This window comes from Mesorhizobium sp. WSM4808, from assembly GCF_055811675.1.
Genome location: NZ_JBVVQX010000001.1, coordinates 282,632 through 306,073 on the forward strand (window position 1 = coordinate 282,632; position 23,442 = coordinate 306,073).

Consider the following 23,442-nt stretch of genomic DNA (forward strand, 5'->3'; position numbering starts at 1 on the left):
CACCCCCGGCCTGCGGCCGGACCCACCCCACGAGGGGGAGGGGGACGACGCCACGTCCGGGCTCGTAGTAGCCAACTTTCGGCACGGCAACCGGCTCAGCAACAGCCGCATCCGACCCCGCCAGCCGCGCCAATCTCCGCACCAGCGCGCTCATATTCGCCGGGCCGCCCTCGCGGAAATAGTCGAGCAGGCCGTCCAACTCTTCGCGCGGCAGCGTCGAGGCTTCGATCAGGCGCAAATCCTCGTCGCGGCATTCGCCGGGCAGCAGCGCCAGCTTTATGCCGCGTTCGCGGGCAGTCGAGGCGAGCTGGTCGCAGCCGTAGCGCCACCAGTCGTAGCCGCCGAGGATGCGCACCAGGATGATCTTGGCGTGGCGGGCGACGCTGTCGACCCAGAGGTCGACGGACATCGGATGGCGCAGGTCACGCAGTGCGGCCAGCCGCATCGAGGGCAGGCGGCCGGCATCGGCCTTCCAGGCTGCCGCCAGTCCGGCGAGGTCGCTGTCGGTGAAGGACAGCGCCACGATATCCGCCGGCGTCTGCCGCAGATCGACCGGCTCGGCGAGGTCGTCGAGCGAGGCGGATGTCGTGGTGAGGATGTGCATCGCGACCCGTGTCCGAAATCAGCCGGCGAGTATACGCTCGATCGCCGGGCGGTTCAGCCCTTTCAGGCCGATGACGACGAGACGCGAGCGGCGGTCGTCCTGCGCGGTCCAGGCGCGGTCATAGTAATGATTGACGCGCGGCCCGACGGCCTGCAGCAAGAGCCGCATCGGCTTGCCGCCGACTTCGACGAAGCCTTTTACGCGCAGCACGTTCTCTTCTTCGGCGACGGTGGCGACGCGCTTTGCCAGCTCGTCCGGATTGGCGATCGAGGCAATGTCGACGATGAAGGTGTCGAAGTCGTCATGCTCGTGGTCGAACGCGCCGTCATGATGGGACTTGCGGTTCTGGATGTCGTCCTCGACGGCCAGACCGAGCCCGAGCAGCACCGAGGGATCGACCTTGCCATGCGACGTCGGCACGATCTTCACGGCGCGGGCGGAGTGTTCGCCAATGACAGCATTGGCGCGGGCGGTGCCGGCGGCGTCCATCAGGTCGCTCTTCGACAGGATGATCAGGTCGGCGCAGGCGATCTGGTCCTCGAACAGTTCTTCCACCGGGTCGTCGTGGTCGAGCGTCTCGTCCCCGGCGCGCTGCGCCTGCAGGGCATCCATGTCGTTAGCGACGCGGCCTTCGGCCAAGGCCGGGCCGTCGACCACGGCAATGACGCCGTCGACTGTGACGCGGCTCTTCACGCTCGGCCATTGAAAGGCCTGGACCAGCGGCTTGGGCAGCGCCAGGCCCGAAGTCTCGATCAGGATGTGGTCGACCCTCGGCGTCAGCGACAGGATCTTGTCAAGCGCCGGGACGAAGTCGTCGGCAACGGTGCAGCAGATGCAGCCATTGGCCAGTTCGACGATGTTTTCCTCCGGACAGGTGTCGATGCCGCAGCCCTTCAGGATCTCGCCGTCAATGCCGATGTCGCCGAATTCGTTGACGATGATGGCAATGCGCTTGCCGCCGGCGTTTTCCAGGAGATAGCGGACCAGCGTCGTCTTGCCGGCGCCGAGGAAGCCGGTGACGACGGTGCAGGGAACGCGGGAGAGGTTCGCAGACGAATCTGGGGCAGTCATGGTCAGTCCTTCAGCAGGTCGAGGGGAGGGATGCGGGCAACGAGGCCGCGCTTCAGGCTATCGGGACGGCCACGCCACGGGATCAGGCCGTCCGTCGAGGTGGCGAAGAGCTTGGCTCCGGTGACGAGGTCGGCGCCGCTGGTCTCGGTCAGGTCGCCAAAGACATAGCTCCAGCAGCCGTCGCGCAGGATGGCGGCGCTGAGGCGCCGCTTGCAATTGCCAAGGCATTCGACGCTGCGGATGCGGATGTCGTCGCCAGATGCGGCGCGGCGCGTATCCTCCGCCAGCAATTCGCCGGCGCGGGGATGGGCGTCGGAGCCGGTCTCATTGCGGCAGGAGGCGCAGACAATGATGGTGACGCCGGCCAAGGCATCATCATGGCCGGACGAAATATCCGCTGTGCCAGCCGAAAAACTGCTGTCGTGGTCCAAAGATCGGGCTCCTTGCCCGGAAACCCGCCGGGCGATCGGATTCTAAAGTCGCAGACGGCAGGTCTCCTGGCTCGCGGGTCATCGCCTTGGGTAGCCGCCTTCCCGGGAACTCCCAGTGGCTTTCGGCCTTGGCTCTTCGCTTACAGTTGCGGGGACAGCCGCGGATTTGGGATTTTGCCCCGCACCGCATTCCCTCTTAGCTCTTGCCGTTGCGGGCAAGAGACCATCTGAACCGGATTTAGGCTTTTGCGAGCGGCGGTGTCAACGCGAGCTTACGACATGGCGATGTCGGCCAGCGCCGGACCCAAATCGCCGGCCGGGGTCACTTCCATGCGCTCAAGGCCAAGCCAGCCCTGCATCTGCTTCAATTCCTCGAACAGTTCTGCAGCGGTTTCAGGTGGCGCCTTGGGCTCGGCGTAGGCCGCATGGACCCGCAGCACGCTGGCCGGACGATCTGCCTTGAGGTCGACGCGTGCCACGATCCTGTCGCCGAGCAGGAACGGCAGGACATAGTAGCCGTATTGCCGCTTGTCGGCCGGCGTGTAGATCTCGATGCGGTAGTGGAAGTCGAACAGCCGCTCTGTGCGCGAGCGTTCGAAGACGACAGGATCGAACGGCGCCAGCAGGGCGCGGGCCTCGACTTTGCGCGGCAGGCGGGCATCCCGGTGAAGATAGGCCGGCTTGTCCCAGCCTTCGACGCGCATCGGCAGCAATTCGCCGGTTTCAACCAGTTCCTCCAACCGGCCTTTCATATCGGCCGGCGACAGGCGGAAATAATCGCGCAAATCGCCTGAAGTCGCCACGCCGTGGGCGCGGGCGGAAATGCGCAGCAATTCGCGGTGCGCGTCCTCAGGCGTGGGCACTGGGAGGTCGAGGACCGCCTGCGGCAGCACGCGCTCGGGCAGATCATAGAAGCGCTCGAACCCGCGACGGTGCGCCGTGGTGATGCGTCCGGCCCAGAACAGCCATTCGAAGGCATGCTTGGCGTGGCTCCAGCCCCACCAGCCGCCCGAGCCTTTCTGGCCTTCGAGCGCGGAAGCGGCAATCGGGCCGCGCTCGGCGACCTGGCGGTAAATCTCTTCGATATAGGCGGCGTGCTCGCGGCCCCATTTGGCGAGGCCCAGATACATTTCGTCGCCGCGCTCGGCGCGCTGCATGCGCCAGCGCATCAGCGGGTACGTCTCCACCGGCAGGAAGGAAGCCTCGTGCGCCCAGTATTCGAAAACCGTGCGCTTACGCGTCACGGCCGCGTTGTCGAGCAGCGAGAACGGGTAGGGACCAAGGCGCGAATAGAGCGGCATATAATGAGCGCGCACCACCGCGCTGACGGAATCGATCTGCAGCAGGCCGGTGCGGGAGAGGGTGCGGGCAAAATGCCGGCGGTCGGGCGTGCCGGTCGGGCGGGGATCGAGAAACCCCTGGGCGGCAAGCGCGATGCGACGGGCCGTGGGGAGCGAGATCTTTTCCTTCATGCAGGCATCACTTTGAAGTGTTTTGACCGAGGGTCGAATGGCTGATTCCAACCCATGCTAGCAGGGTTTTGGCGGCATCCATGTCAGGAGAGAAAAGTGGAGTAAAAAGCGAAGGAAATCAAACAGGAGCGGATCGGACCAGTTTGCCGCGATATGCCATCCAGGTCGGTGTTTTGAACAAGGTTTGACTTGCTTCGCTGGAAGTGCTGCGCTAACCCTCGCCGCGTTGCAGCATAGGCCCTTAAAACGGTTCAGCGGTTAAACTGTCACGCTTCCGCATTAGGGTCCGGTGCTGTAATCAAACTGGATTGGCGCCAACGGAAAGCCGAGCATGAACGCACTCTTGAGCTCATACCTGCCCATCGTCCTGTTCATAGGCGTGGCGCTGGTTGTCGGCCTGGCGCTGCTGGCCGCGCCCTTCCTGGTGGCCTACCGCAATCCCGATCCCGAAAAGCTTTCCGCCTATGAGTGCGGTTTCAACTCGTTCGACGACGCCCGCATGAAGTTCGACATCCGTTTCTACCTGGTGTCGATCCTGTTCATCATCTTCGACCTGGAAGTGGCCTTCCTGTTTCCGTGGGCGGTGTCGTTTTCGAAGATCGGCATGCTCGGTTTCTGGTCGATGATGGTGTTTTTGGCGGTGCTGACCATCGGCTTTGCCTATGAATGGAAAAAAGGAGCGCTGGAATGGGATTGAACGACAGTTCAGGCACCCTCGTCGCGCCGAAGCCCAAGGGTATTATCGATCCCAACACCGGCAGGCCGGTGGGGGAGGACGATCCCTTCTTCCTCGAGATCAACAACGAGTTGGCCGACAAGGGCTTTTTGGTCACTTCGACCGAGGCGCTCATCACCTGGGCGCGCAGCGGGTCGCTGATGTTCATGACGTTCGGCCTCGCTTGCTGCGCGGTCGAGATGATCCACACCTCGATGCCGCGCTATGATTCGGAGCGGTTCGGCGTCGCGCCGCGCGCGTCCCCGCGCCAGTCCGACATCATGATCGTCGCCGGCACGCTGACCAACAAGATGGCGCCGGCGCTGCGCAAGGTCTACGACCAGATGCCGGAACCGCGCTACGTCATCTCGATGGGCTCCTGCGCCAATGGCGGCGGCTACTACCACTACTCCTATTCGGTGGTGCGCGGCTGCGACCGCATCGTGCCCGTCGATATCTATGTGCCCGGCTGCCCGCCGAGCGCCGAAGCGCTGCTCTACGGCATTCTTCTCCTGCAGAAGAAGATCCGCCGCACCGGCACGATCGAACGGTAAATCATGACCGCATCCCTGAGCGAACTGTCGAACTATCTCGGCGAGAAGCTGATCGGCCGCGTGAACGAGGCTGATATCGCCTATGGCGAACTCACCATCCATGTCGAGCCGCGCGATCTGGTCGAGGTGATGACGTTCCTGCGCGACGATGCGCGCTGCCAGTTCATCTCGATCATCGACGTCTGTGGCGCCGACTATCCGTCGCGGGCCAAGCGCTTCGACGTCGTCTACCATCTGTTGTCGCCGAAGCAGAATGTGCGCATCCGCGTCAAGGTGCAGGCCGACGAAGAGACGATGGTGCCGTCGATCACCGGCGTCTTTCCCGGCGCCGACTGGTTCGAGCGCGAGACCTACGATCTCTATGGCGTGCTGTTCTCGGGCCATCCCGATCTGCGCCGCCTGTTGACCGACTATGGTTTCGAAGGCCACCCGCTGCGCAAGGATTTCCCGCTGACCGGCTTCGTCGAGGTGCGTTACGACGACGAGGCCAAGCGCGTTATCTATGAGCCGGTCGAGCTCAAGCAGGAATTCCGCAATTTCGATTTTTTGTCCCCGTGGGAAGGTACGGATTACGTGCTGCCGGGTGACGAGAAGGCAAAGCAGTAAATGGCTGAAACCTCGGTCCGCAACTTCAACATCAATTTCGGCCCGCAACACCCTGCGGCGCACGGCGTTTTGCGCCTTGTGCTGGAGCTGGACGGCGAAGTCGTCGATCGCGTCGATCCGCATATCGGGCTCTTGCATCGCGGCACCGAAAAGCTGATCGAGGCCAAAACCTACCTGCAGGCGATTCCCTATCTCGACCGGCTCGACTATTGCGCGCCGATGAACCAGGAGCACGCCTTCGCGCTCGCCGCCGAGCGCCTGCTCGGCATCGAAGTGCCGAAGCGCGGCCAGCTGATCCGCGTTCTCTACTGCGAAATCGGCCGCATCATGTCGCACATCCTCAATGTGACGACGCAGGCGATGGACGTCGGCGCGCTGACGCCGCCGCTATGGGGCTTCGTCGAGCGCGAAAAGCTGATGGTGTTCTATGAGCGCGCCTCCGGTTCGCGTATGCATGCCGCCTATTTCCGTCCCGGCGGCGTCCACCAGGACCTGCCGCAGAAACTGGTCGAGGACATCGGCAAGTGGATCGACCCGTTCCTGAAGTCGATCGACGACCTCGATCAGCTGCTGACCGGCAACCGCATCTTCAAGCAGCGCAATGTCGACATCGGCATCGTCTCGCTGGCCGATGCCTGGGCCTGGGGTTTTTCGGGCGTGATGGTGCGCGGTTCGGGTGCTCCCTGGGACCTGCGCAAGTCGCAACCCTATGAATGCTATTCGGAAATGGATTTCGACATTCCGATCGGCAAGAACGGCGACTGCTTCGACCGGTACCTCGTGCGCATGGAAGAAATGCGCCAGTCTGCGAAGATCATGCGCCAGTGCGTCGATCTCCTGCTCGGCAAGGAAAGCACCGGGCCGGTGTCGAACCTCGACGGCAAGGTGGTGCCGCCCAAGCGCCAGGCGATGAAGCGCTCGATGGAAGCGCTGATCCATCACTTCAAGCTCTACACCGAGGGTTATCGCGTGCCGGCCGGCGAGGTTTACGCCGCGGTCGAGGCGCCGAAGGGCGAATTCGGCGTCTATCTGGTTTCCGACGGCTCCAACAAGCCCTACCGCTGCAAGCTGCGCGCGCCGGGTTTCGCGCATCTGCAGGCGATGGATTTCCTCTGCCGCGGCCACATGCTGGCCGACGTCACCGCCGTTCTCGGCTCCCTCGACATCGTGTTTGGTGAGGTCGATCGCTAAATGTCAGTCCGCCGTCTCGCAGAAGCCAGCGTCCAGCCAGCATCCTTCGCCTTCAACCGGGCGAACGCGGCTGCGGCGAAGCAATGGATCAAGAAGTACCCGAAGGGCCGTGAGCAGTCGGCCATCATTCCCTTGCTGATGATAGCGCAGGAGCAGGAAGGCTGGGTGACGAAGGCGGCCATCGAGACGATTTCCGACATGCTCGGCATGCCGCGTATCCGCGGGCTCGAAGTCGCGACCTTTTACACGCAGTACCAGTTGAATCCGGTCGGCACGCGTGCGCATATCCAGGTCTGCGGCACCACGCCCTGCATGCTGCGCGGTTCGGAAGCGCTGATGGATGTGTGCCGCTCCAAAATCCATCACGACCAGTTCCACGCCAACGACAAGGGCACCTTGTCCTGGGAAGAGGTCGAATGCCTTGGCGCCTGCGTCAACGCGCCGATGGTCATGATCTTCAAGGACACGTTCGAGGATCTGACGCCGGAACGCCTGGCTGAAATCATCGATCTCTATGACGCCGGCAAGGGTGCTTCGGTGGAACCGGGGCCGCAGAACGGCCGCACCGGCTCCGAGCCGGCCTCCGGCCTCACCACGCTGAAGAGCGAAAAGGCGATCCTCAAGTCGACCCGCGAAAGGGAGGCCAGGGAGGCCGCCAAGGCCGCCAGGGCGGCGCCCGACGCGATCATCGCGGCGCCTGTGCCGGGGCCGGCCGCGGCCCCTGTCGCACCGTCCAACACCAGCAAGCCGAAGACCGACGCCCCTGAAACCAGCCCGGCATTGAAGACGCCTTCAAAAACCAAGGTCGCGCCGGCGGTTGAAAAGGCGGCGAGCGTTGCCGCGCCGCTGCATTCGGCCGCCAACGCCAACAAGGCGGACTCCAAGGTCGAGCAGGTTTCCAAGCAGCGCAGCGGCCCGATAATCAAGGCCGAGCCGGCATCCGCCTTCAAGGCGCCGGAGGTCAAGGTACCGGCCGCCAAGACGGCCAAACCGTCGCTCGGGGACAAAAACCGTCCAGCCGGCATCGATAAACCGGCACAGGTCGACGACCTGAAGCTGATCTCCGGCGTCGGCCCCAAGATCGAGGGCATCCTGCATACGCTCGGCATTTTCACCTTCGCGCAGGTCGCGTCGTGGAAGAAGGCCGAACGCGAGTGGGTGGATGGCTATCTCTCTTTCCAGGGCCGCATCGATCGCGACGACTGGGTCAAGCAGGCCAAGGCGCTCGCCAAGGGTGGCGTCGCCGAATACATCCGCGTCTTCGGCAAGAAGCCGGTCTGAGGGACGAAAAATGCTTCAGGACAAAGACCGCATCTTCACCAATATCTACGGCCTGTTTGACAAGTCGCTGGCCGGCGCGATGGCGCGCGGCGCCTGGGACAACACGCCCGGCATCGTTGCCAAGGGCCGCGAGTGGATCGTCAACGAGATGAAGGCGTCGGGCCTGCGCGGCCGCGGCGGCGCCGGCTTCCCGACGGGCCTCAAATGGTCATTCATGCCCAAGCAGAGCGATGGCCGGCCGAGCTATCTCGTCATCAATGCCGACGAATCCGAGCCCGGCACCTGCAAGGACCGCGACATCCTGCGCAACGACCCGCACACGCTGGTCGAGGGCGCGCTGCTTGCCGGTTTCGCCATGGGCGCGATTGCCGCCTACATCTATGTGCGCGGCGAGTTCATCCGCGAGCGCGAGGCGCTGCAGCGCGCGATCGAGGAAGCCTATGAGGCCAAGCTGATCGGCAAGAACAACACCTCCGGCTATGATTTCGACATCTACATGCACCACGGCGCCGGCGCCTATATCTGCGGCGAGGAGACTGCACTCCTCGAAAGCCTCGAAGGCAAGAAGGGCCAGCCGCGGCTGAAGCCGCCATTCCCGGCCAATGTCGGCCTCTATGGCTGCCCGACCACGGTCAACAATGTCGAATCGATCGCGGTCGCGCCGACCATCCTGCGCCGCGGTGCGGCCTGGTTCTCGTCCTTCGGCCGGCCCAACAATGTCGGCACCAAGCTGTTTTGCATCTCCGGCCACGTCAACAATCCGTGCACGGTCGAAGAGGCGATGTCGATCCCGTTCCGCGAACTCATCGAGACGCATTGCGGCGGCATTCGCGGTGGCTGGGACAATCTTTTGGCGGTCATACCGGGCGGCGCCTCGGTGCCGCTGGTGCCGGCCGAGCAGATCATCGACACGCCGATGGATTTCGACGCGCTGCGCGACCTCAAATCCGGCCTTGGAACCGCGGCTGTCATCGTCATGGACAAGTCGACCGATGTCGTGAAGGCGATCGCGCGGCTTTCCTACTTCTACAAGCACGAGAGCTGCGGCCAGTGCACGCCATGCCGCGAAGGCACCGGCTGGATGTGGCGGGTGATGGAACGGCTGGTGCGCGGCGAGGCGCAGAAGCGCGAGATCGATATGCTGCTCGACGTCACCAAGCAGATCGAGGGCCATACGATCTGCGCGCTTGGCGACGCGGCGGCATGGCCGATCCAGGGACTGATGCGGCATTTCCGCGGCGAAGTGGAGCGGCGCATCGACGAGTTTTCGCGCAATGCGCACCGGGCCGAGCCTGTGATGGTGGCGGCGGAATAGAAGAATGTTTACGCGGGCGGAAGTCCGCAGCGAAGGGCGGGGCGAACGAAGAAACGACCAGGAGAACTCTATGGCGCCGTATTCGAACCCGCTGATGCCCAATTTGGACCAGATCGAGAAGATGAACCAGGACTTGACCAGGATGATGCCGAAGGAGATGGCCAGCGCCGTCAACCTTTTCGTGCATCCTGTGGCGGGTGCAGCGGCGATGTCGGCGCTTGGCGTCGGGCTCGCCAACCATGCTTTCGGCGTCTGGCTGGGCGCGCTTTCAGGTGCGGCAGAAGCCTCGCAGCGGCTGCTGCAGCCGATCGTCGATGATTTCGAGGCGCGCGTCGCGCAGTTCGAAGATCCAAGTCCTTCCTCCACCAAGGCACGGGCGACGGCGAAAACCATGATCGCCGAGGCGCAGTCCTTCGCCCGGGAGGTCACCGATATTGCCGCCAAGGAAGCCGCCACTGCCGTGCCGGCCGCAAACGCCGCTCCGGCGACAAGCGGCGCCGGCGATGCGCTGATGCCCGATGATTTCAGGCAGCCCAACGCCATGGAGAAGCCGGCCATTCCGGCAGATCTCAAGGCCATCTCGGGCATCGGGCCGAAGCTGGAAAAGGTTCTCAACGGCCTCGGTATCTGGACCTATGCCCAGATCGCGGCATGGACGCCGCAAGAGGTTGCCTGGGTCGAGGATTATCTGTCGCTCGGCGGCCGTATCGGCCGCGACGATTGGACAGCCCAAGCGGCGGCGCTCGCCGTCAAGTGAATGAAATGCCTGACGTGGTCTCGACCGCGTCCGGACAAAGAGATTGCGGGAACTCCGCAGGGGTTTGAGGCGAATGGCAAAGCTCAAGGTCGACGGGAAAGAGATCACTGTACCCGACCACTACACGCTGCTGCAGGCGGCGGAAGACGCTGGCGCGGAAGTGCCGCGCTTCTGCTTCCATGAGCGGCTCTCGATCGCCGGCAATTGCCGCATGTGCCTGATCGAGGTGAAGGGCGGGCCGCCCAAGCCGCAGGCCTCCTGCGCCATGAACGTGCGCGACCTGCGTCCCGGGCCGAATGGCGAGGCGCCGGAAATCTTCACCAACACGCCGATGGTCAAGAAGGCCAGGGAAGGCGTGATGGAGTTCCTGCTGATCAACCATCCGCTGGATTGCCCGATCTGCGACCAGGGCGGCGAATGCGACCTGCAGGACCAGGCGATGGCGTTCGGCGTCGATTCCTCGCGCTATCACGAGAACAAGCGCGCGGTCGAAGACAAATACATCGGACCGCTGGTCAAGACGGTGATGAACCGCTGCATCCACTGCACGCGCTGCGTCCGCTTCACCACCGAAGTCGCCGGCATCTCCGAACTGGGCCTGATCGGCCGTGGCGAGGATGCCGAGATCACCACCTATCTCGAACAGGCGATGACGTCGGAGCTGCAGGGCAATGTCATCGACCTGTGCCCGGTCGGCGCGCTGACCTCGAAGCCATTCGCCTTCCAGGCGCGGCCGTGGGAGCTGACCAAGACCGAATCCATCGATGTGATGGATGCGGTCGGCTCGGCGATCCGTGTCGATAGCCGGGGCCGCGAAGTGATGCGCATCCTGCCGCGCGTCAACGAGGCGGTGAACGAGGAGTGGATCTCCGACAAAACCCGATTTATCTGGGACGGCCTGCGCACGCAGCGTCTCGACCGCCCCTATGTGCGCAAGGACGGCAGGTTGGTTGCCGCCAGCTGGGCCGAGGCCTTCGCCGCGATCAAGGACGCGGTATCGAAGACGGCGCCCGAAAAGATCGGCGCTATCGCGGGCGATCTCGCCGCCGTCGAGGAAACCTATGCGCTCAAGCTGTTGATGGCTTCGCTCGGCTCGGAGAATACCGATTGCCGCCAGGACGGCGCCGCACTCGACCCGGCGCTCGGCCGGGCGAGCTATATCTTCAACCCGACCATCGAAGGCATCGAACAGGCCGACGCGGTGCTGATCATCGGCGCCAACCCGCGCTATGAAGCTTCGGTGCTCAACGCCCGGATCCGCAAGCGCTGGCGGATCGGCAACCTGCCGGTCGCCGTCATCGGCGATGTCGGCGATACCCGCTACGACTACGAACAGCTGGGCGCCGGACCGGATTCGCTGAAGGATTTGGCCGACGGCAACGGCAAGTTCTTCCAGGTGCTGAAGAAGGCGACACGCCCTCTGATCATCGTTGGCCAGGGCGCGCTGGCGCGTGCCGATGGCGCGGCCGTGCTCGGACAGGCGGCCAAGCTCGCCGCCGCCGTGAACGCTGCCCGCGCTGACTGGAACGGCTTTGCCGTGCTGCACAACGCGGCCGGACGTGTCGGCGGCCTCGACCTCGGCTTCGTGCCGGGCGAGGGCGGCAGAAACGTTGCCGGCATGCTGGGCGAAATGGAGCTCTTGTTCCTGCTCGGCGCCGACGAGATCGACATGGCCAAGACCGGCGGCGCCTTCGTCGTCTATATCGGCACGCATGGCGACCAGGGCGCGCACCGCGCCAATGTCATCCTGCCGGCGGCCGCCTACACGGAAAAGTCGGCCACCTATGTCAACACCGAAGGCCGTGTGCAGCAGACCAACCGCGCCGGCTTCGCGCCGGGCGAGGCGCGCGAGGACTGGGCGATCCTGCGGGCGCTGTCGGATGTGCTGGGCAAGAAACTGCCGTTTGATTCGCTGCCGCAGCTGCGCGCCAAGCTCTATGGCGAATACCCGCATCTGGCCCGTATCGATCAGGTCGCGGCCGGCAATGCCGAGGACATCGCTGGGGTGGCGAAGCTCGGCGGGCGGCTGAACAAGGGCACCTTCACCTCGCCGGTGACGGATTTCTACCTGACCAACCCGATCGCGCGGGCATCGGCCGTGATGGCGGAATGCTCGGCACTGGCCAAGAGCGGTTTCAAGCAGGCGGCGGAATAAGCATGGACACTTTCTTCTCCTTCTACGTGCTGCCGGCGCTGATCATTCTGCTGAAATCGGTCGTGCTGATCGTTATCCTGCTGATTTTCGTTGCCTACATCCTCTACGCCGACCGCAAGATCTGGGCGGCGGTGCAACTGCGCCGTGGCCCGAACGTCGTCGGCCCCTGGGGCACGCTGCAAGCTTTCGCCGATCTGCTGAAATTCGTCTTCAAGGAGCCGGTCATCCCGTCCGGCGCCAACAAGGGCGTGTTCCTGCTGGCGCCGCTGGTCTCGGCCGTGCTGGCGATCTCGGCCTGGGCGGTCATTCCGGTCGATCAGGGCTGGGCGATCGCCAACGTCAATGTCGGTATCCTCTATGTTTTCGCCATCTCCTCGCTCGAGGTCTATGGCGTGATCATGGGCGGCTGGGCCTCCAACTCGAAATATCCGTTCCTCGGCGCGCTGCGTTCGGCGGCGCAGATGGTGTCCTACGAAGTCTCGATCGGCTTCGTCATCGTCACCGTTCTGCTCACCGCCGGCTCGCTCAACCTCACCGATATCGTTTTGTCGCAGCATGATGGAATTGGCACGCGGCTTGGCCTGCCCAACACCTTCCTCGACTGGAACTGGCTGGCGCTGTTCCCGATGTTCATCATCTTCTTCATCTCGGCGCTGGCCGAGACGAACCGGCCGCCCTTCGATCTGGTGGAAGCCGAATCGGAACTGGTCGCCGGCCACATGGTCGAATATTCGTCGACGCCGTTCCTTTTGTTCTTCCTCGGCGAGTATGTCGCCATCGTGCTGATGTGCGCGCTGGCCACCATCCTGTTCCTCGGCGGCTGGCTGCCTCCGTTCGACTTCGCGCCGTTCACCTGGGTGCCGGGCGTCATCTGGTTCGTGCTGAAAGTCTGCTTCGTGTTCTTCGGCATCTCCATGGTGAAGGCCTTCGTGCCGCGCTACCGCTACGACCAACTGATGCGGCTTGGCTGGAAAGTGTTCCTGCCGATCTCGCTGTTCATGGTGGTCGCCACAGCGGCCTTCCTCAAGATCACGGGGTTTGCGTGATGTCCGCTCTTTCCCAAGCCGCCAAATCGCTGCTGCTGCAGGATTTCGTCAGCGCCTTCTTCCTGTCGATGCGCCAGTTCTTCGCGCCGAAGGAGACGATCAACTATCCGCACGAGAAGGGGCCGACCAGCCCGCGCTTCCGGGGCGAGCATGCGCTGCGCCGCTATCCCAATGGCGAGGAACGCTGCATCGCCTGCAAATTGTGCGAGGCAATCTGCCCGGCGCAGGCCATCACCATCGAGGCCGGCCCGCGCCGCAATGACGGCACGCGCCGCACGGTTCGCTACGACATCGACATGGTGAAGTGCATCTATTGCGGCTTCTGCCAGGAAGCCTGCCCGGTCGACGCCATCGTCGAGGGGCCGAATTTCGAATTCGCGACGGAGACGCGCGAGGAACTCTACTACGACAAGGACAAGCTGTTGGCGAATGGCGACCGGTGGGAGCGCGAACTGGCGCGCAACATCTCGCTGGACTCGCCCTACCGCTGATATTTGACGCATGGGCGGGGCAGGGGCCTCGTCCAGAGGATGATCCCGAAAAGTTGCGGACTTTTCGGACCAGATCATGCTCCGGAATACAGAGTGGCCCATGTTTCTTTCGATCGGGCCTTTCAACCCGATCGGAACATGGGCTAGGACAACGCGGCTTTGGAACCGGAGGCGGAACCAGGCCAGAGACAACAAACAGGACGAGCGTCCTGTTCGTACAGGAACCCGGGGGATCCCCAATGTTGAGTGGACTAGAGGCGGCCTTTTTCTACCTCTTCGCCTTTGTCGCGGTGGCGTCGGCGTTCATGGTCATTTCGTCGCGCAACCCCGTGCATTCGGTGCTGTTCCTGATCCTGACCTTTTTCAACGCCGCCGGCCTGTTCATGCTGACCGGGGCCGAGTTCCTGGCGATGATCCTGCTCGTCGTCTATGTCGGCGCGGTGATGGTGCTGTTCCTGTTCGTCGTCATGATGCTCGACGTCGATTTCGCCGAGATGAAGGAAGGCGCCCTGCAATATGCGCCGATAGGCGCGCTGGTCGGGCTGATCCTGGCGGCGGAGTTGATCGTCGTGCTCGGCGGCTACACTTTCGCGCCGCAGCTCGCCTCGACGGTCTCCAAGCCCATTCCGGATCTCGCCACGCGAACAAACACGGCCGCACTCGGCGACATCCTCTATACGGACTACCTCTACTATTTCCAGATTTCGGGCCTCGTGCTGCTGGTCGCCATGATCGGCGCCATTGTGCTGACGCTGCGCCATAAACCAGGCGTCAAGCGGCAGTCGATCGCAGCCCAGGTCGGCCGCACGCCGGCGACCGGTATGGAAATCCGCAAGGTCAAGACAGGCGAGGGACTCTGAGATGGTTGTCGGCATCGCGCATTATCTGACCGTATCGGCTGTTCTGTTCACGCTCGGCGTGTTCGGCATCTTCCTGAACCGCAAGAACGTCATCGTCATCCTGATGTCGGTCGAGCTGATCCTGCTGGCGGTCAACATCAATTTCGTCGCCTTTTCGGCAGCACTCGGCGATCTGGTCGGCCAGGTGTTCGCGCTGTTCGTGCTGACGGTCGCGGCGGCCGAGGCCGCCATCGGACTTGCCATTCTCGTCGTCTTCTTCCGCAACCGCGGCTCGATCGCGGTCGAAGACGTGAACATGATGAAGGGTTGACGGAACCACCATGTATCAGGCCATCGTCTTCCTTCCCCTGCTCGGCTTCCTGATCGTCGGCCTGTTCGGCACGTCGCTCGGCGCCAAGGCGTCCGAATACATCACCTCCGGTTTCCTAGTGATCGCGGCGGTGCTGTCGTGGGTCGCTTTCTTCACCGTCGGTTTCGGCCATGGCGAGGTGTTCACCGTGCCGGTGATGCGCTGGATCCAGTCAGGCGGGCTGGAAGCGGCCTGGGCGCTCAGGATCGACACGCTGACGGTGGTGATGCTGGTGGTGGTCAACACCGTGTCGGCGCTGGTTCACATCTATTCGATCGGCTACATGCACCACGATCCGAACCGGCCGCGCTTCTTCGCCTATCTGTCGCTGTTCACCTTCGCCATGCTGATGCTGGTGACATCAGACAATCTGGTGCAGATGTTCTTCGGCTGGGAAGGGGTGGGCCTCGCCTCCTATCTGCTGATCGGCTTCTGGTACAAGAAGCCGTCGGCCAATGCCGCGGCAATCAAGGCCTTCGTCGTCAACCGCGTCGGCGATTTCGGCTTCGCGCTCGGCATTTTCGGCCTGTTCGTGCTGTTCGGCTCGGTCAATCTGGGCACCATCTTCGCCAATGCGGCGACGTTCATTCCGGCCGAAGGCGCTCCGCACGGCGCCGCGGTGCTGACCTTCCTCGGCTATGCGCTGGACAAGCAGGCGGCCATGACGATCGTCTGCCTGCTCCTGTTCATGGGCGCCATGGGCAAGTCGGCGCAAGTGCCGCTGCACACCTGGCTGCCGGATGCCATGGAAGGCCCGACACCGGTTTCCGCGCTGATCCATGCCGCCACCATGGTGACGGCCGGCGTGTTCATGCTGGCACGGCTGTCTCCGCTGTTCGAACTGTCGCATTCGGCGCTGACTGTGGTGACCTTCATCGGTGCCTTCACGGCCTTCTTCGCGGCCACCGTCGGTCTCGTCCAGAACGACATCAAGCGCGTCATCGCCTACTCGACCTGCTCGCAGCTCGGCTACATGTTCGTGGCACTCGGCGTCGGCGCCTATGGCGCGGCGATCTTCCACCTGTTCACGCATGCCTTCTTCAAGGCGCTGCTGTTCCTCGGCTCGGGCTCGGTCATCCATGCCGTGTCCGACGAGCAGGACATGCGCAAGATGGGCGGCCTCAGGAAACTGATCCCGACCACCTACTGGATGATGGTGATCGGCACGCTGGCGCTGACCGGCGTCGGCATTCCGGTGACGGTCATCGGCACCGCCGGCTTCTTCTCCAAGGACGCCATCATCGAGAGCGCCTTTGCCGGCCACAATTCGGTTGCCGGCATGGCCTTCGTGCTTTTGGTCATCGCCGCCTGCTTCACCTCCTTCTACTCCTGGCGGCTGATCTTCATGACCTTCCACGGCAAGCCGCGGGCGAGCCATGAGGTGATGCACCATGTCCATGAATCGCCGCCGGTGATGCTGGTGCCGCTGTTCATCTTGGCCGCGGGCGCGCTGTTTGCCGGCGTCATCTTCCACGGTGCCTTCATCGGCGAGGGCTATGCCGAGTTCTGGAAGGCATCGCTGTTCACACTGCCTGACAATCACATCCTGCACGACATCCACGAATTGCCGCTGTGGGTCGAACTGTCGCCCTTCATCGCCATGCTGATCGGCTTCGCGCTGGCCTGGAAATTCTACATCCGCTCGCCGGAAATGCCGGTCAACCTCGCCGCGCAGCATCGCGGGCTCTACGCCTTCCTGCTCAACAAGTGGTATTTCGACGAGCTCTACGACTTCCTGTTCGTGCGGCCCGCCAAGCGCCTCGGCCATTTCCTGTGGAAGACCGGCGACGGCACCATCATCGACGGCCTTGGCCCGGATGGCATTGCGGCGCGCGTCGTCGATGTCACCGACCGCGTCGTCAAGCTGCAGACCGGCTATCTCTACCACTACGCCTTCGCCATGCTGATCGGCGTTGCCGCACTCGTCACCTGGATGATGCTCTGATGACCGCCTGGCCAATCCTCTCGCTGGTCACCTTCCTGCCGCTGGTTGGTGTGCTGCTTATCCTGTTCATCAATGACGACAGCGAAAATGCACGCCGCAACATCCGCGCCATCGCGCTGTTGACGACGACTTTCACGTTCATCATCTCGCTGTTCATCTGGACCGGATTCGACAATTCGCAGTCCGGCTTCCAGTTCGTCGAGAAGGTCGCCTGGCTCGACTCCGGCATTTCCTACCATATGGGCGTCGACGGCATCTCGATGCTGTTCGTCATCTTGACGACGTTCCTGATGCCGCTCTGCATCCTGGCGTCGTGGGAATCGATCGAGAAGCGCGTGAAGGCCTACATGATCGCCTTCCTGCTGCTCGAAACGCTGATGATCGGCGTGTTCTGCGCGCTGGACATCGTGCTGTTCTACGTCTTCTTCGAAGCCGGCCTGATCCCGATGTTCATCATCATCGGCGTCTGGGGCGGCAAGCGGCGCGTCTACGCCTCGTTCAAGTTCTTCCTCTACACGCTCGCCGGCTCGGTGCTGATGCTGCTCGCCATCATGGCGATGTTCTTCCAGTCCGGCACAACCGACATCCCGACGCTGCTGACCCACAACTTCCCGGCCAACATGCAGACATGGCTATGGCTTGCCTTCTTCGCCTCCTTCGCGGTGAAGATGCCGATGTGGCCGGTGCACACCTGGCTGCCCGACGCGCACGTCGAGGCGCCGACGGCGGGCTCCGTCATCCTGGCCGGCATCCTGTTGAAGATGGGCGGGTACGGCTTCCTGCGATTCTCCTTGCCGATGTTCCCGCTGGCGTCGGAAATGTTCGCGCCGCTGGTCTTCGCGCTGTCCGTCGTCGCCATCATCTACACCTCGCTGGTGGCGCTGATGCAGGAGGACATGAAGAAGCTGATCGCCTATTCGTCGGTTGCTCATATGGGCTTCGTCACCATGGGCATCTTCGCCATGAACCAGGAAGGCGTGCAGGGCGCGATCTTCCAGATGCTCAGCCACGGCCTCGTCTCCGGCGCGCTGTTCCTGTGCGTCGGCGTCATCTACGACCGCATGCACACACGTGAGATCGCGGCCTATGGCGGCCTGGTCAACAACATGCCGAAATACGCCACGGTGTTCCTGATCTTCACCATGGCCAATGTCGGCCTGCCCGGTACCAGCGGCTTCGTCGGCGAGTTCCTGACCATGCTCGGCGTGTTCCGGGTCAACACCTGGGTGGCGTTCTTCGCCGCCACCGGCGTCATCCTGTCGGCCGCCTACGCGCTCTGGCTCTACCGCCGGGTGATCTTCGGTGCGCTGACCAAGGACAGCCTGAAGGGCCTGCTCGACCTGTCGCTGCGCGAGAAGGTGATCATCTACCCGCTGGTCGTTCTGGTCATCTTCTTCGGCGTCTATCCCGCCCCGGTCTTCGACGCGACGGCCGAATCGGTCAAGTCGCTCGTCACCAATGTCACTGCATCCATCGGCGCCGCGCAGACCGCGGCGGCGAACTGACCAGAGGTTTTGCGAACCATGACGCCGGACCTTCTCTCCAGCCTGTCGCTCTCGACGCCAGAGCTGATCCTTGCCGTCGGCGCGCTGGCGCTGCTGATGGTCGGAGCCTATTCGCGCGCCAACACGGCCAACACGGTAACCGGCCTTGCGGTGGCCGTGCTGGCGATCGCAGGCGCCTGGCTGATCTTCCGGACCGGGCAGGGCAGCGCTTACGGCAATGCCTTCATCCAGGATTCCTTCGCCCGCTTCATGAAGGTGCTGGCGCTGGTCGGCTCGGCGGTGACGCTGGTGATGTCGATGCGCTTTGCCAAGGCTGAACGCTTCGACAAGTTCGAATATCCGGTGCTGATCCTGCTGTGCACGCTCGGCATGATGCTGATGATCTCCGCCAATGGCATGATCGGGCTCTATCTCGGCCTCGAACTGCAATCGCTGGCGATCTACGTGCTGTGCGCGATCAACCGCGACAATCTGCGTTCGACTGAGGCTGGCCTCAAATATTTCGTCCTCGGCGCGCTATCCTCGGGCATGCTGCTCTATGGCATCAGCCTGGTCTATGGCTACACCGGCAACACCGGCTTCCAGGAGATCGCTTCTGCGCTCGGCAGCGGCGAGCGCCAGCTTGGCCTCGTTTTCGGCCTCGTCTTCGTGCTGGCCGGCCTGGCCTTCAAAATCTCGGCGGTGCCGTTCCACATGTGGACGCCAGATGTCTATGAGGGCGCGCCGACACCGGTGACGGCCTTTTTGGCGGCAGCACCCAAGATGGCGGCGATGGCGCTTATGGTGCGCGTCACCATGGGTGCGTTCAAGCCGATCGCCGCAGACTGGCAGCAGATCATCGTCTTCATCTCGATCGCCTCGATGGCGCTTGGTGCTTTCGCCGCCATCGGCCAGACCAACATCAAGCGGCTGATGGCCTATTCCTCAATCGGCCATATGGGCTACGCGCTGGTCGGCCTTGCCGCCAACAGCCAGGCCGGCGTGCGCGGCGTTGCCATCTACATGTTGATCTATCTGGTGATGACGCTCGGCACCTTCGCCTTCATCCTCGCCATGCGGCGCAAGGAAGGCAATGTCGAGCAGATCAGCGACCTGGCCGGCCTGTCGTCGACCAATCCTATCATGGCGACGATCCTGACCATCCTGATGTTCTCCCTGGCCGGCATTCCGCCGCTCGCCGGCTTCTGGGGGAAATGGTACGTCTTCCTCGCCGCCATCAACGCCAATCTCTATGCGCTGGCGATCATCGGCGTGCTGGCCTCGGTGGTGGGCGCCTATTATTACCTGCGCATCATCAAGATCATGTGGTTCGACGAACCGGTCGGCGGTTTCGTGCCGATGGCGACGGAGTTGCGTGTCGTGCTCGGCGTCTCCGGCGCCTTCGTGCTGTTCTATGTGCTGATCGGCGGGCCGATAGGCACCTACGCCGAAGCCGCCGCCAAGACGTTTTTCTAGTCGGCATGGCATTTCGGCTGGCTCCAACCTCGGCGTCGGAAGGGTTCCGGCTCGAGGCGCATGAGAGCGTCGGCTCCACCAATGCGCTGGCACTGGACCACGCAAGGGCAGGCGACCCCGGCAGATTGTGGGTCGTTTCCAAGAAGCAGGAAAGCGGGCGTGGCCGACGCGGCCGCGTCTGGGCGACCCCCGAAGGCAACCTGGCGGCGACGCTGCTCGTCATCACCAAGGCAGAGCTTCGCCTTGCCGCGACGCTGGGCTTCGTCGCCGGACTGGCGCTGGCCGATGCGCTCGACGCCGTGGTGCCGAAGGGCCGGATCGCCATCGGCCTCGACGGTGGCAGCGAAGGAAAGAACCGTTTCGAACTCAAATGGCCGAACGACGTGCTTGCCTCCGGCGCCAAGCTGGCCGGCATCCTGCTGGAATCGGCAATCCTGGATGGCGGCCGTTTCGCGGTGGCGGTCGGCATAGGCGTCAATGTGGTGGCATACCCCGAGGATTTGCCCTATCCCGCAACATCACTCAGCGCGCTGGGCGCGGCATGTGATGCGGAAACACTGTTCCTGGCGCTGTCGGATGCATGGAGCGAGAATGCCCGATTGTGGGACGAGGGGCGCGGACTTGCCGCCGTCAGGCGACGCTGGCTTGATCGTGCTGCGGGGCTCGGCGGCGAAGTTGCTGTCAGAATTGACGGTAATGTGGTGCGTGGGGTGTTTGAGACCATTGACGAGGACTGCCGTTTCGTGATCCGCGACGATGAAGGTTCGGTTCGGACGATCGCCGCCGGCGATGTGCATTTCGGCGCGGTCGCTTCGGCCAGGGCATAGGGCCGTTCATGAACGGTTCTAACTGTTTGTTTTTGCGCAACTCCGGTGGGAAAACCGTTACACACTTTTCCCGGAATTGCTTTTTAGGCTTGGCCTGAGGGTCAGGAAGGGAAAAATCATGGCGAAAGCGGAAACCGCCGAACTCGTCTTCGTGCCGCTCGGCGGCGTCGGCGAGATCGGCATGAACTTCGCTCTTTACGGCTACGGGCCGCCCAATGCGCGCGAATGGATCGTCATCGATGTCGGGGTGACCTTCCCCGATGCCAGCCTGCCGGGCGTCGACCTTGTGCTGCCCGACACGCGCTTCATCGAGGAGAACCTCGCCAATCTGCGCGGCATCATCATCACGCATGCGCATGAAGACCATTATGGCGCGCTGCTCGACACATGGCCGAAGCTGAAGGCGCCGGTCTGGATGACGCCGTTCAGCGCCGGCCTGCTGGAGGCCAAGCGGCAAGGCGAGCAGGGCGCGCCGAAAATACCGGTGACGATCTACCGGGCGGGCGAGAAGTTCACAGTCGGCCCGTTCGAGATCGAAGCCATTCCGGTCGCGCACTCGATTCCCGAGCCGATGTCGCTGGCGATCACCTCGCCGGCCGGCACCGTCATCCATACCGGTGACTGGAAGATCGATCCGGAGCCGACGATCGGGCCGAAGACCGACGAGGCGCGTTTCCGGGCCTATGGCGACAAGGGCGTTCTGGCGCTGATCTGCGATTCGACCAATGCGCTGCGCGAAGGTGAGTCGCCTTCGGAAGTGGCTGTGGGCGAGGGCCTCAAGGGCGTCATCCAGGCTGCCAAGGGCCGTGTCGCCGTCACCACATTCTCCTCCAATGTCGGACGCATCGTCTCGATCGCCAAAGCGGCGCGCGATGCCGGACGCCAGTGCCTGGTGCTTGGCCGTTCGCTGAAGCGGGTCATCGATGTGGCCGGCGAACTCGGCTACATGGACGGTCTGCCGGAGTTCATCGCCGAGGAGGATTTTGGTTTCATCCCGCGCGAGAACCTGGTCATCATCTGCACCGGCAGCCAGGGCGAGCCGCTGGCCGCACTGGCCAAGCTGTCGCGCGAAGAGATGAAGTCGGTGTCGCTGACGGCAGGCGACACGGTGGTGTTTTCCTCGCGTACCATTCCCGGCAACGAGAAGGCGATCCTCGAGATCAAGAACCGCCTCATCGACCTCGGCGTCAAGATCATCGAGGACGGCGATGCACTGGTGCATGTCTCCGGCCATCCGCGGCGCAGCGAATTGCGCAAGATGTATGAATGGGTGCGCCCGCAGATCGGCGTTCCCGTGCATGGCGAGGCGGCACATCTGGTGGCGCAGGGCTCGCTGATGTCGACATCGGGCATCGGCCAGGTGGCGCAGGTGCGCGACGGCGACATGCTCAGGCTTGCTCCCGGCCCAGCCACCATCATGGATCAGGTGCCGTTCGGCCGTATCTACAAGGATGGCAGACTGATCGGCACCGATCAGGCGATGGGCATCCGCGACCGGCGCAAGCTGTCCTTTGCCGGCCATGTGGCGGTCAATGTCGTCCTGGACGACAAATATGAGCTTGCCGGCGACCCCGACCTAGTCGCCATCGGCGTCGCCGAGGCCGATGGCCGTGGCGAGTCGCTGGAAGATCTGATGATCGATGCGGCAATCGGCGCGGTGGACTCCATCCCCCGTCAGCGCCGAAAAGACCTCGACCTGGTGCAGGAAGCAGTGCGGCGCGCCGTGCGCGGCGCCGCCAACGAAGCCTGGGGTAAGAAGCCGCTGGTGACTGTATTCGTCACAAGATGACGAGAGGGAGTATGGGAGTAGGGGAGTAGGGGAGTAGGAAGAGCAAACAGCTGACATATCTGTCTTTTCCCCTACTCCCGTATTCCCCTACTCCCCTACTTGGGAGTGCCAATGCTCGGACGTCTCAACCATGTCGCGCTTGCCGTGCCGGATCTGGCGGCCGCCGTCGCCGCCTATCGCAACACGCTGGGTGCCGAAGTGACGGCGCCGCAGGCGCTGCCGGAGCATGGGGTGACGGTGGTGTTCGTCAATGTCGGCAACACCAAGGTCGAACTTCTGGAGCCTTTGGGCGAGGGGTCGCCGATCGCCGCCTTCCTGGAGAAGAACCCCTCTGGCGGCATGCATCACCTTTGCTATGAGGTCGACGACATCCTGGCCGCGCGCGATCAGCTCAAGGCCGCCGGCGCCCGCGTGCTGGGCGACGGCAGTCCGAAGATCGGCGCGCACGGCAAGCCGGTGCTGTTCCTGCATCCGAAGGATTTTTTCGGAACGCTGATCGAACTGGAGCAATCATGAGCTGGGTTTCGTTCACCGCCCTGTTTTTCGCGACCTGGTGGGTGGTGCTGTTCGCCGTGCTGCCGTTCAGCGTGAGGACGCAGGACGACGATCGTGACGTGACGCTCGGCACGGTTCCGAGCGCGCCGCGCGGTCCCCACATGCTGCGCGCGGTGATCCGCACCACCATCGCCACCGCGATCCTGATGGGCATTTTCTATGGCCTGACGCACGGGCTTGGATACAGCCTCAACGACATCCCGCACATCGTGCCAGAATTCAGCCAAACCTTAGCCAAATAGCCGGCCCCGGCCCAAGAAGATTTGTCCGGCAAAGACGTTTTCATCCTTCGGAACAGCTTGGTTCCAGACAGGAATGCCGTGCCGTTTTGCGGCCGGACGAGCGCTGACGCTGGGTAAGGTGGTTTGGCAACGCGTTGCGCTAAGCAGATGATTGCACAAAAAAAATGCAAGGCACGAGGCCTTGCAATTTAAACGCGTCCGATCTGTTTCCGGTTTCCGGCGGCAG

At 63.3% G+C, this 23,442-nt stretch carries 22 protein-coding genes, 1 pseudogene and 1 riboswitch; of the genes and pseudogenes, 19 read left to right on the forward strand and 4 right to left on the reverse strand.

The annotated features are described in order from the left end of the window. The 4 genes and pseudogenes from AC0L2U_RS01305 to AC0L2U_RS01320 all read right to left on the reverse strand — a co-directional run. Positions 1-604, reverse strand: a pseudogene (locus tag AC0L2U_RS01305) (cobaltochelatase subunit CobN); the annotation flags it as partial. Positions 605-622: 18 nt separating this feature from the next. Beyond that, entirely contained in the window at positions 623-1,675 is a 1,053-nt protein-coding gene (gene cobW, locus AC0L2U_RS01310) for a cobalamin biosynthesis protein CobW (protein ID WP_292134921.1), read from the reverse strand. A gap of 2 nt (positions 1,676-1,677) precedes the next feature. After that, positions 1,678-2,106, reverse strand: a complete 429-nt coding sequence (locus AC0L2U_RS01315; protein WP_292659283.1) for a DUF1636 family protein — start codon at positions 2,104-2,106, stop codon at positions 1,678-1,680. Between the two features lie 39 nt (positions 2,107-2,145). Next, positions 2,146-2,349: riboswitch (cobalamin riboswitch) on the reverse strand. Positions 2,350-2,378: 29 nt separating this feature from the next. Beyond that, positions 2,379-3,578, reverse strand: coding sequence for a winged helix-turn-helix domain-containing protein (locus tag AC0L2U_RS01320; protein ID WP_352585426.1), 1,200 nt, complete (start codon positions 3,576-3,578; stop codon positions 2,379-2,381). Between the two features lie 331 nt (positions 3,579-3,909). Here AC0L2U_RS01320 and AC0L2U_RS01325 point away from each other — a divergent pair, with 331 nt between their 5' ends. The 19 genes from AC0L2U_RS01325 to AC0L2U_RS01415 all read left to right on the forward strand — a co-directional run bounded on the left by AC0L2U_RS01325 (position 3,910) and on the right by AC0L2U_RS01415 (position 23,216). Then, positions 3,910-4,275, forward strand: coding sequence for an NADH-quinone oxidoreductase subunit A (locus tag AC0L2U_RS01325; protein WP_010910112.1), 366 nt, complete (start codon positions 3,910-3,912; stop codon positions 4,273-4,275). After that, a complete protein-coding gene (locus AC0L2U_RS01330; RefSeq protein ID WP_013531090.1) occupies positions 4,266-4,847 on the forward strand; it encodes a NuoB/complex I 20 kDa subunit family protein in 582 nt (193 codons plus the stop codon). Before AC0L2U_RS01325 ends, AC0L2U_RS01330 begins: the two co-directional genes overlap by 10 nt. Positions 4,848-4,850: 3 nt before the next feature. Further along, complete coding sequence (locus AC0L2U_RS01335) at positions 4,851-5,453, forward strand: NADH-quinone oxidoreductase subunit C (RefSeq protein ID WP_127268493.1); 603 nt, start codon at positions 4,851-4,853, stop codon at positions 5,451-5,453. Then, a complete protein-coding gene (locus AC0L2U_RS01340) occupies positions 5,454-6,644 on the forward strand; it encodes an NADH-quinone oxidoreductase subunit D (RefSeq protein WP_023812387.1) in 1,191 nt (396 codons plus the stop codon). Further along, positions 6,645-7,925, forward strand: a complete 1,281-nt coding sequence (locus AC0L2U_RS01345; protein ID WP_292680083.1) for an NADH-quinone oxidoreductase subunit E — start codon at positions 6,645-6,647, stop codon at positions 7,923-7,925. A gap of 10 nt (positions 7,926-7,935) precedes the next feature. Beyond that, positions 7,936-9,240: an NADH-quinone oxidoreductase subunit NuoF gene (nuoF, locus tag AC0L2U_RS01350; protein WP_127268495.1), complete on the forward strand. Its 1,305-nt coding sequence runs from the start codon at positions 7,936-7,938 to the stop codon at positions 9,238-9,240. Between the two features lie 70 nt (positions 9,241-9,310). After that, a complete protein-coding gene (locus AC0L2U_RS01355) occupies positions 9,311-9,997 on the forward strand; it encodes an NADH-ubiquinone dehydrogenase (protein WP_473601306.1) in 687 nt (228 codons plus the stop codon). A 73-nt stretch (positions 9,998-10,070) separates the two neighbouring features. Next, positions 10,071-12,152: an NADH-quinone oxidoreductase subunit NuoG gene (gene nuoG, locus AC0L2U_RS01360; RefSeq protein WP_473601307.1), complete on the forward strand. Its 2,082-nt coding sequence runs from the start codon at positions 10,071-10,073 to the stop codon at positions 12,150-12,152. A 2-nt stretch (positions 12,153-12,154) separates the two neighbouring features. Next, entirely contained in the window at positions 12,155-13,198 is a 1,044-nt protein-coding gene (nuoH, locus tag AC0L2U_RS01365; RefSeq protein ID WP_127398567.1) for an NADH-quinone oxidoreductase subunit NuoH, read from the forward strand. Continuing rightward, the gene (gene nuoI, locus AC0L2U_RS01370; RefSeq protein WP_023812382.1) at positions 13,198-13,689 is read left to right on the forward strand and encodes an NADH-quinone oxidoreductase subunit NuoI; all 492 of its coding nucleotides are present in this window, start codon (positions 13,198-13,200) and stop codon (positions 13,687-13,689) included. Before nuoH ends, nuoI begins: the two co-directional genes overlap by 1 nt. A 239-nt stretch (positions 13,690-13,928) precedes the next feature. After that, positions 13,929-14,549, forward strand: a complete 621-nt coding sequence (locus AC0L2U_RS01375) for an NADH-quinone oxidoreductase subunit J (protein ID WP_127267204.1) — start codon at positions 13,929-13,931, stop codon at positions 14,547-14,549. A 1-nt stretch (position 14,550) separates the two neighbouring features. After that, positions 14,551-14,859 carry an NADH-quinone oxidoreductase subunit NuoK gene (gene nuoK, locus AC0L2U_RS01380; protein WP_010910101.1) on the forward strand — a complete coding sequence of 103 codons (309 nt, stop codon included), beginning with the start codon at positions 14,551-14,553 and terminating at the stop codon, positions 14,857-14,859. 10 nt (positions 14,860-14,869) lie between these two features. Continuing rightward, positions 14,870-16,843, forward strand: coding sequence for an NADH-quinone oxidoreductase subunit L (gene nuoL / locus AC0L2U_RS01385; RefSeq protein WP_127267203.1), 1,974 nt, complete (start codon positions 14,870-14,872; stop codon positions 16,841-16,843). Continuing rightward, the gene (locus AC0L2U_RS01390; RefSeq protein WP_127331476.1) at positions 16,843-18,348 is read left to right on the forward strand and encodes an NADH-quinone oxidoreductase subunit M; all 1,506 of its coding nucleotides are present in this window, start codon (positions 16,843-16,845) and stop codon (positions 18,346-18,348) included. Before nuoL ends, AC0L2U_RS01390 begins: the two co-directional genes overlap by 1 nt. 18 nt (positions 18,349-18,366) lie before the next feature. Continuing rightward, positions 18,367-19,803, forward strand: a complete 1,437-nt coding sequence (gene nuoN, locus AC0L2U_RS01395) for an NADH-quinone oxidoreductase subunit NuoN (protein ID WP_127331474.1) — start codon at positions 18,367-18,369, stop codon at positions 19,801-19,803. 5 nt (positions 19,804-19,808) lie between these two features. Then, positions 19,809-20,630 carry a biotin--[acetyl-CoA-carboxylase] ligase gene (locus AC0L2U_RS01400; protein ID WP_352585416.1) on the forward strand — a complete coding sequence of 274 codons (822 nt, stop codon included), beginning with the start codon at positions 19,809-19,811 and terminating at the stop codon, positions 20,628-20,630. A 118-nt stretch (positions 20,631-20,748) separates the two neighbouring features. After that, on the forward strand, positions 20,749-22,419 hold the full coding sequence (locus AC0L2U_RS01405; protein WP_127267199.1) for a ribonuclease J: 1,671 nt from the start codon (positions 20,749-20,751) through the stop codon (positions 22,417-22,419). Positions 22,420-22,530: 111 nt separating this feature from the next. Further along, positions 22,531-22,935, forward strand: coding sequence for a methylmalonyl-CoA epimerase (gene mce / locus AC0L2U_RS01410; protein ID WP_128289023.1), 405 nt, complete (start codon positions 22,531-22,533; stop codon positions 22,933-22,935). Beyond that, on the forward strand, positions 22,932-23,216 hold the full coding sequence (locus tag AC0L2U_RS01415; protein WP_127267197.1) for a DUF1467 family protein: 285 nt from the start codon (positions 22,932-22,934) through the stop codon (positions 23,214-23,216). The genes mce and AC0L2U_RS01415 overlap by 4 nt, the downstream gene beginning before the upstream one ends. Positions 23,217-23,442 lie beyond the last annotated feature (226 nt).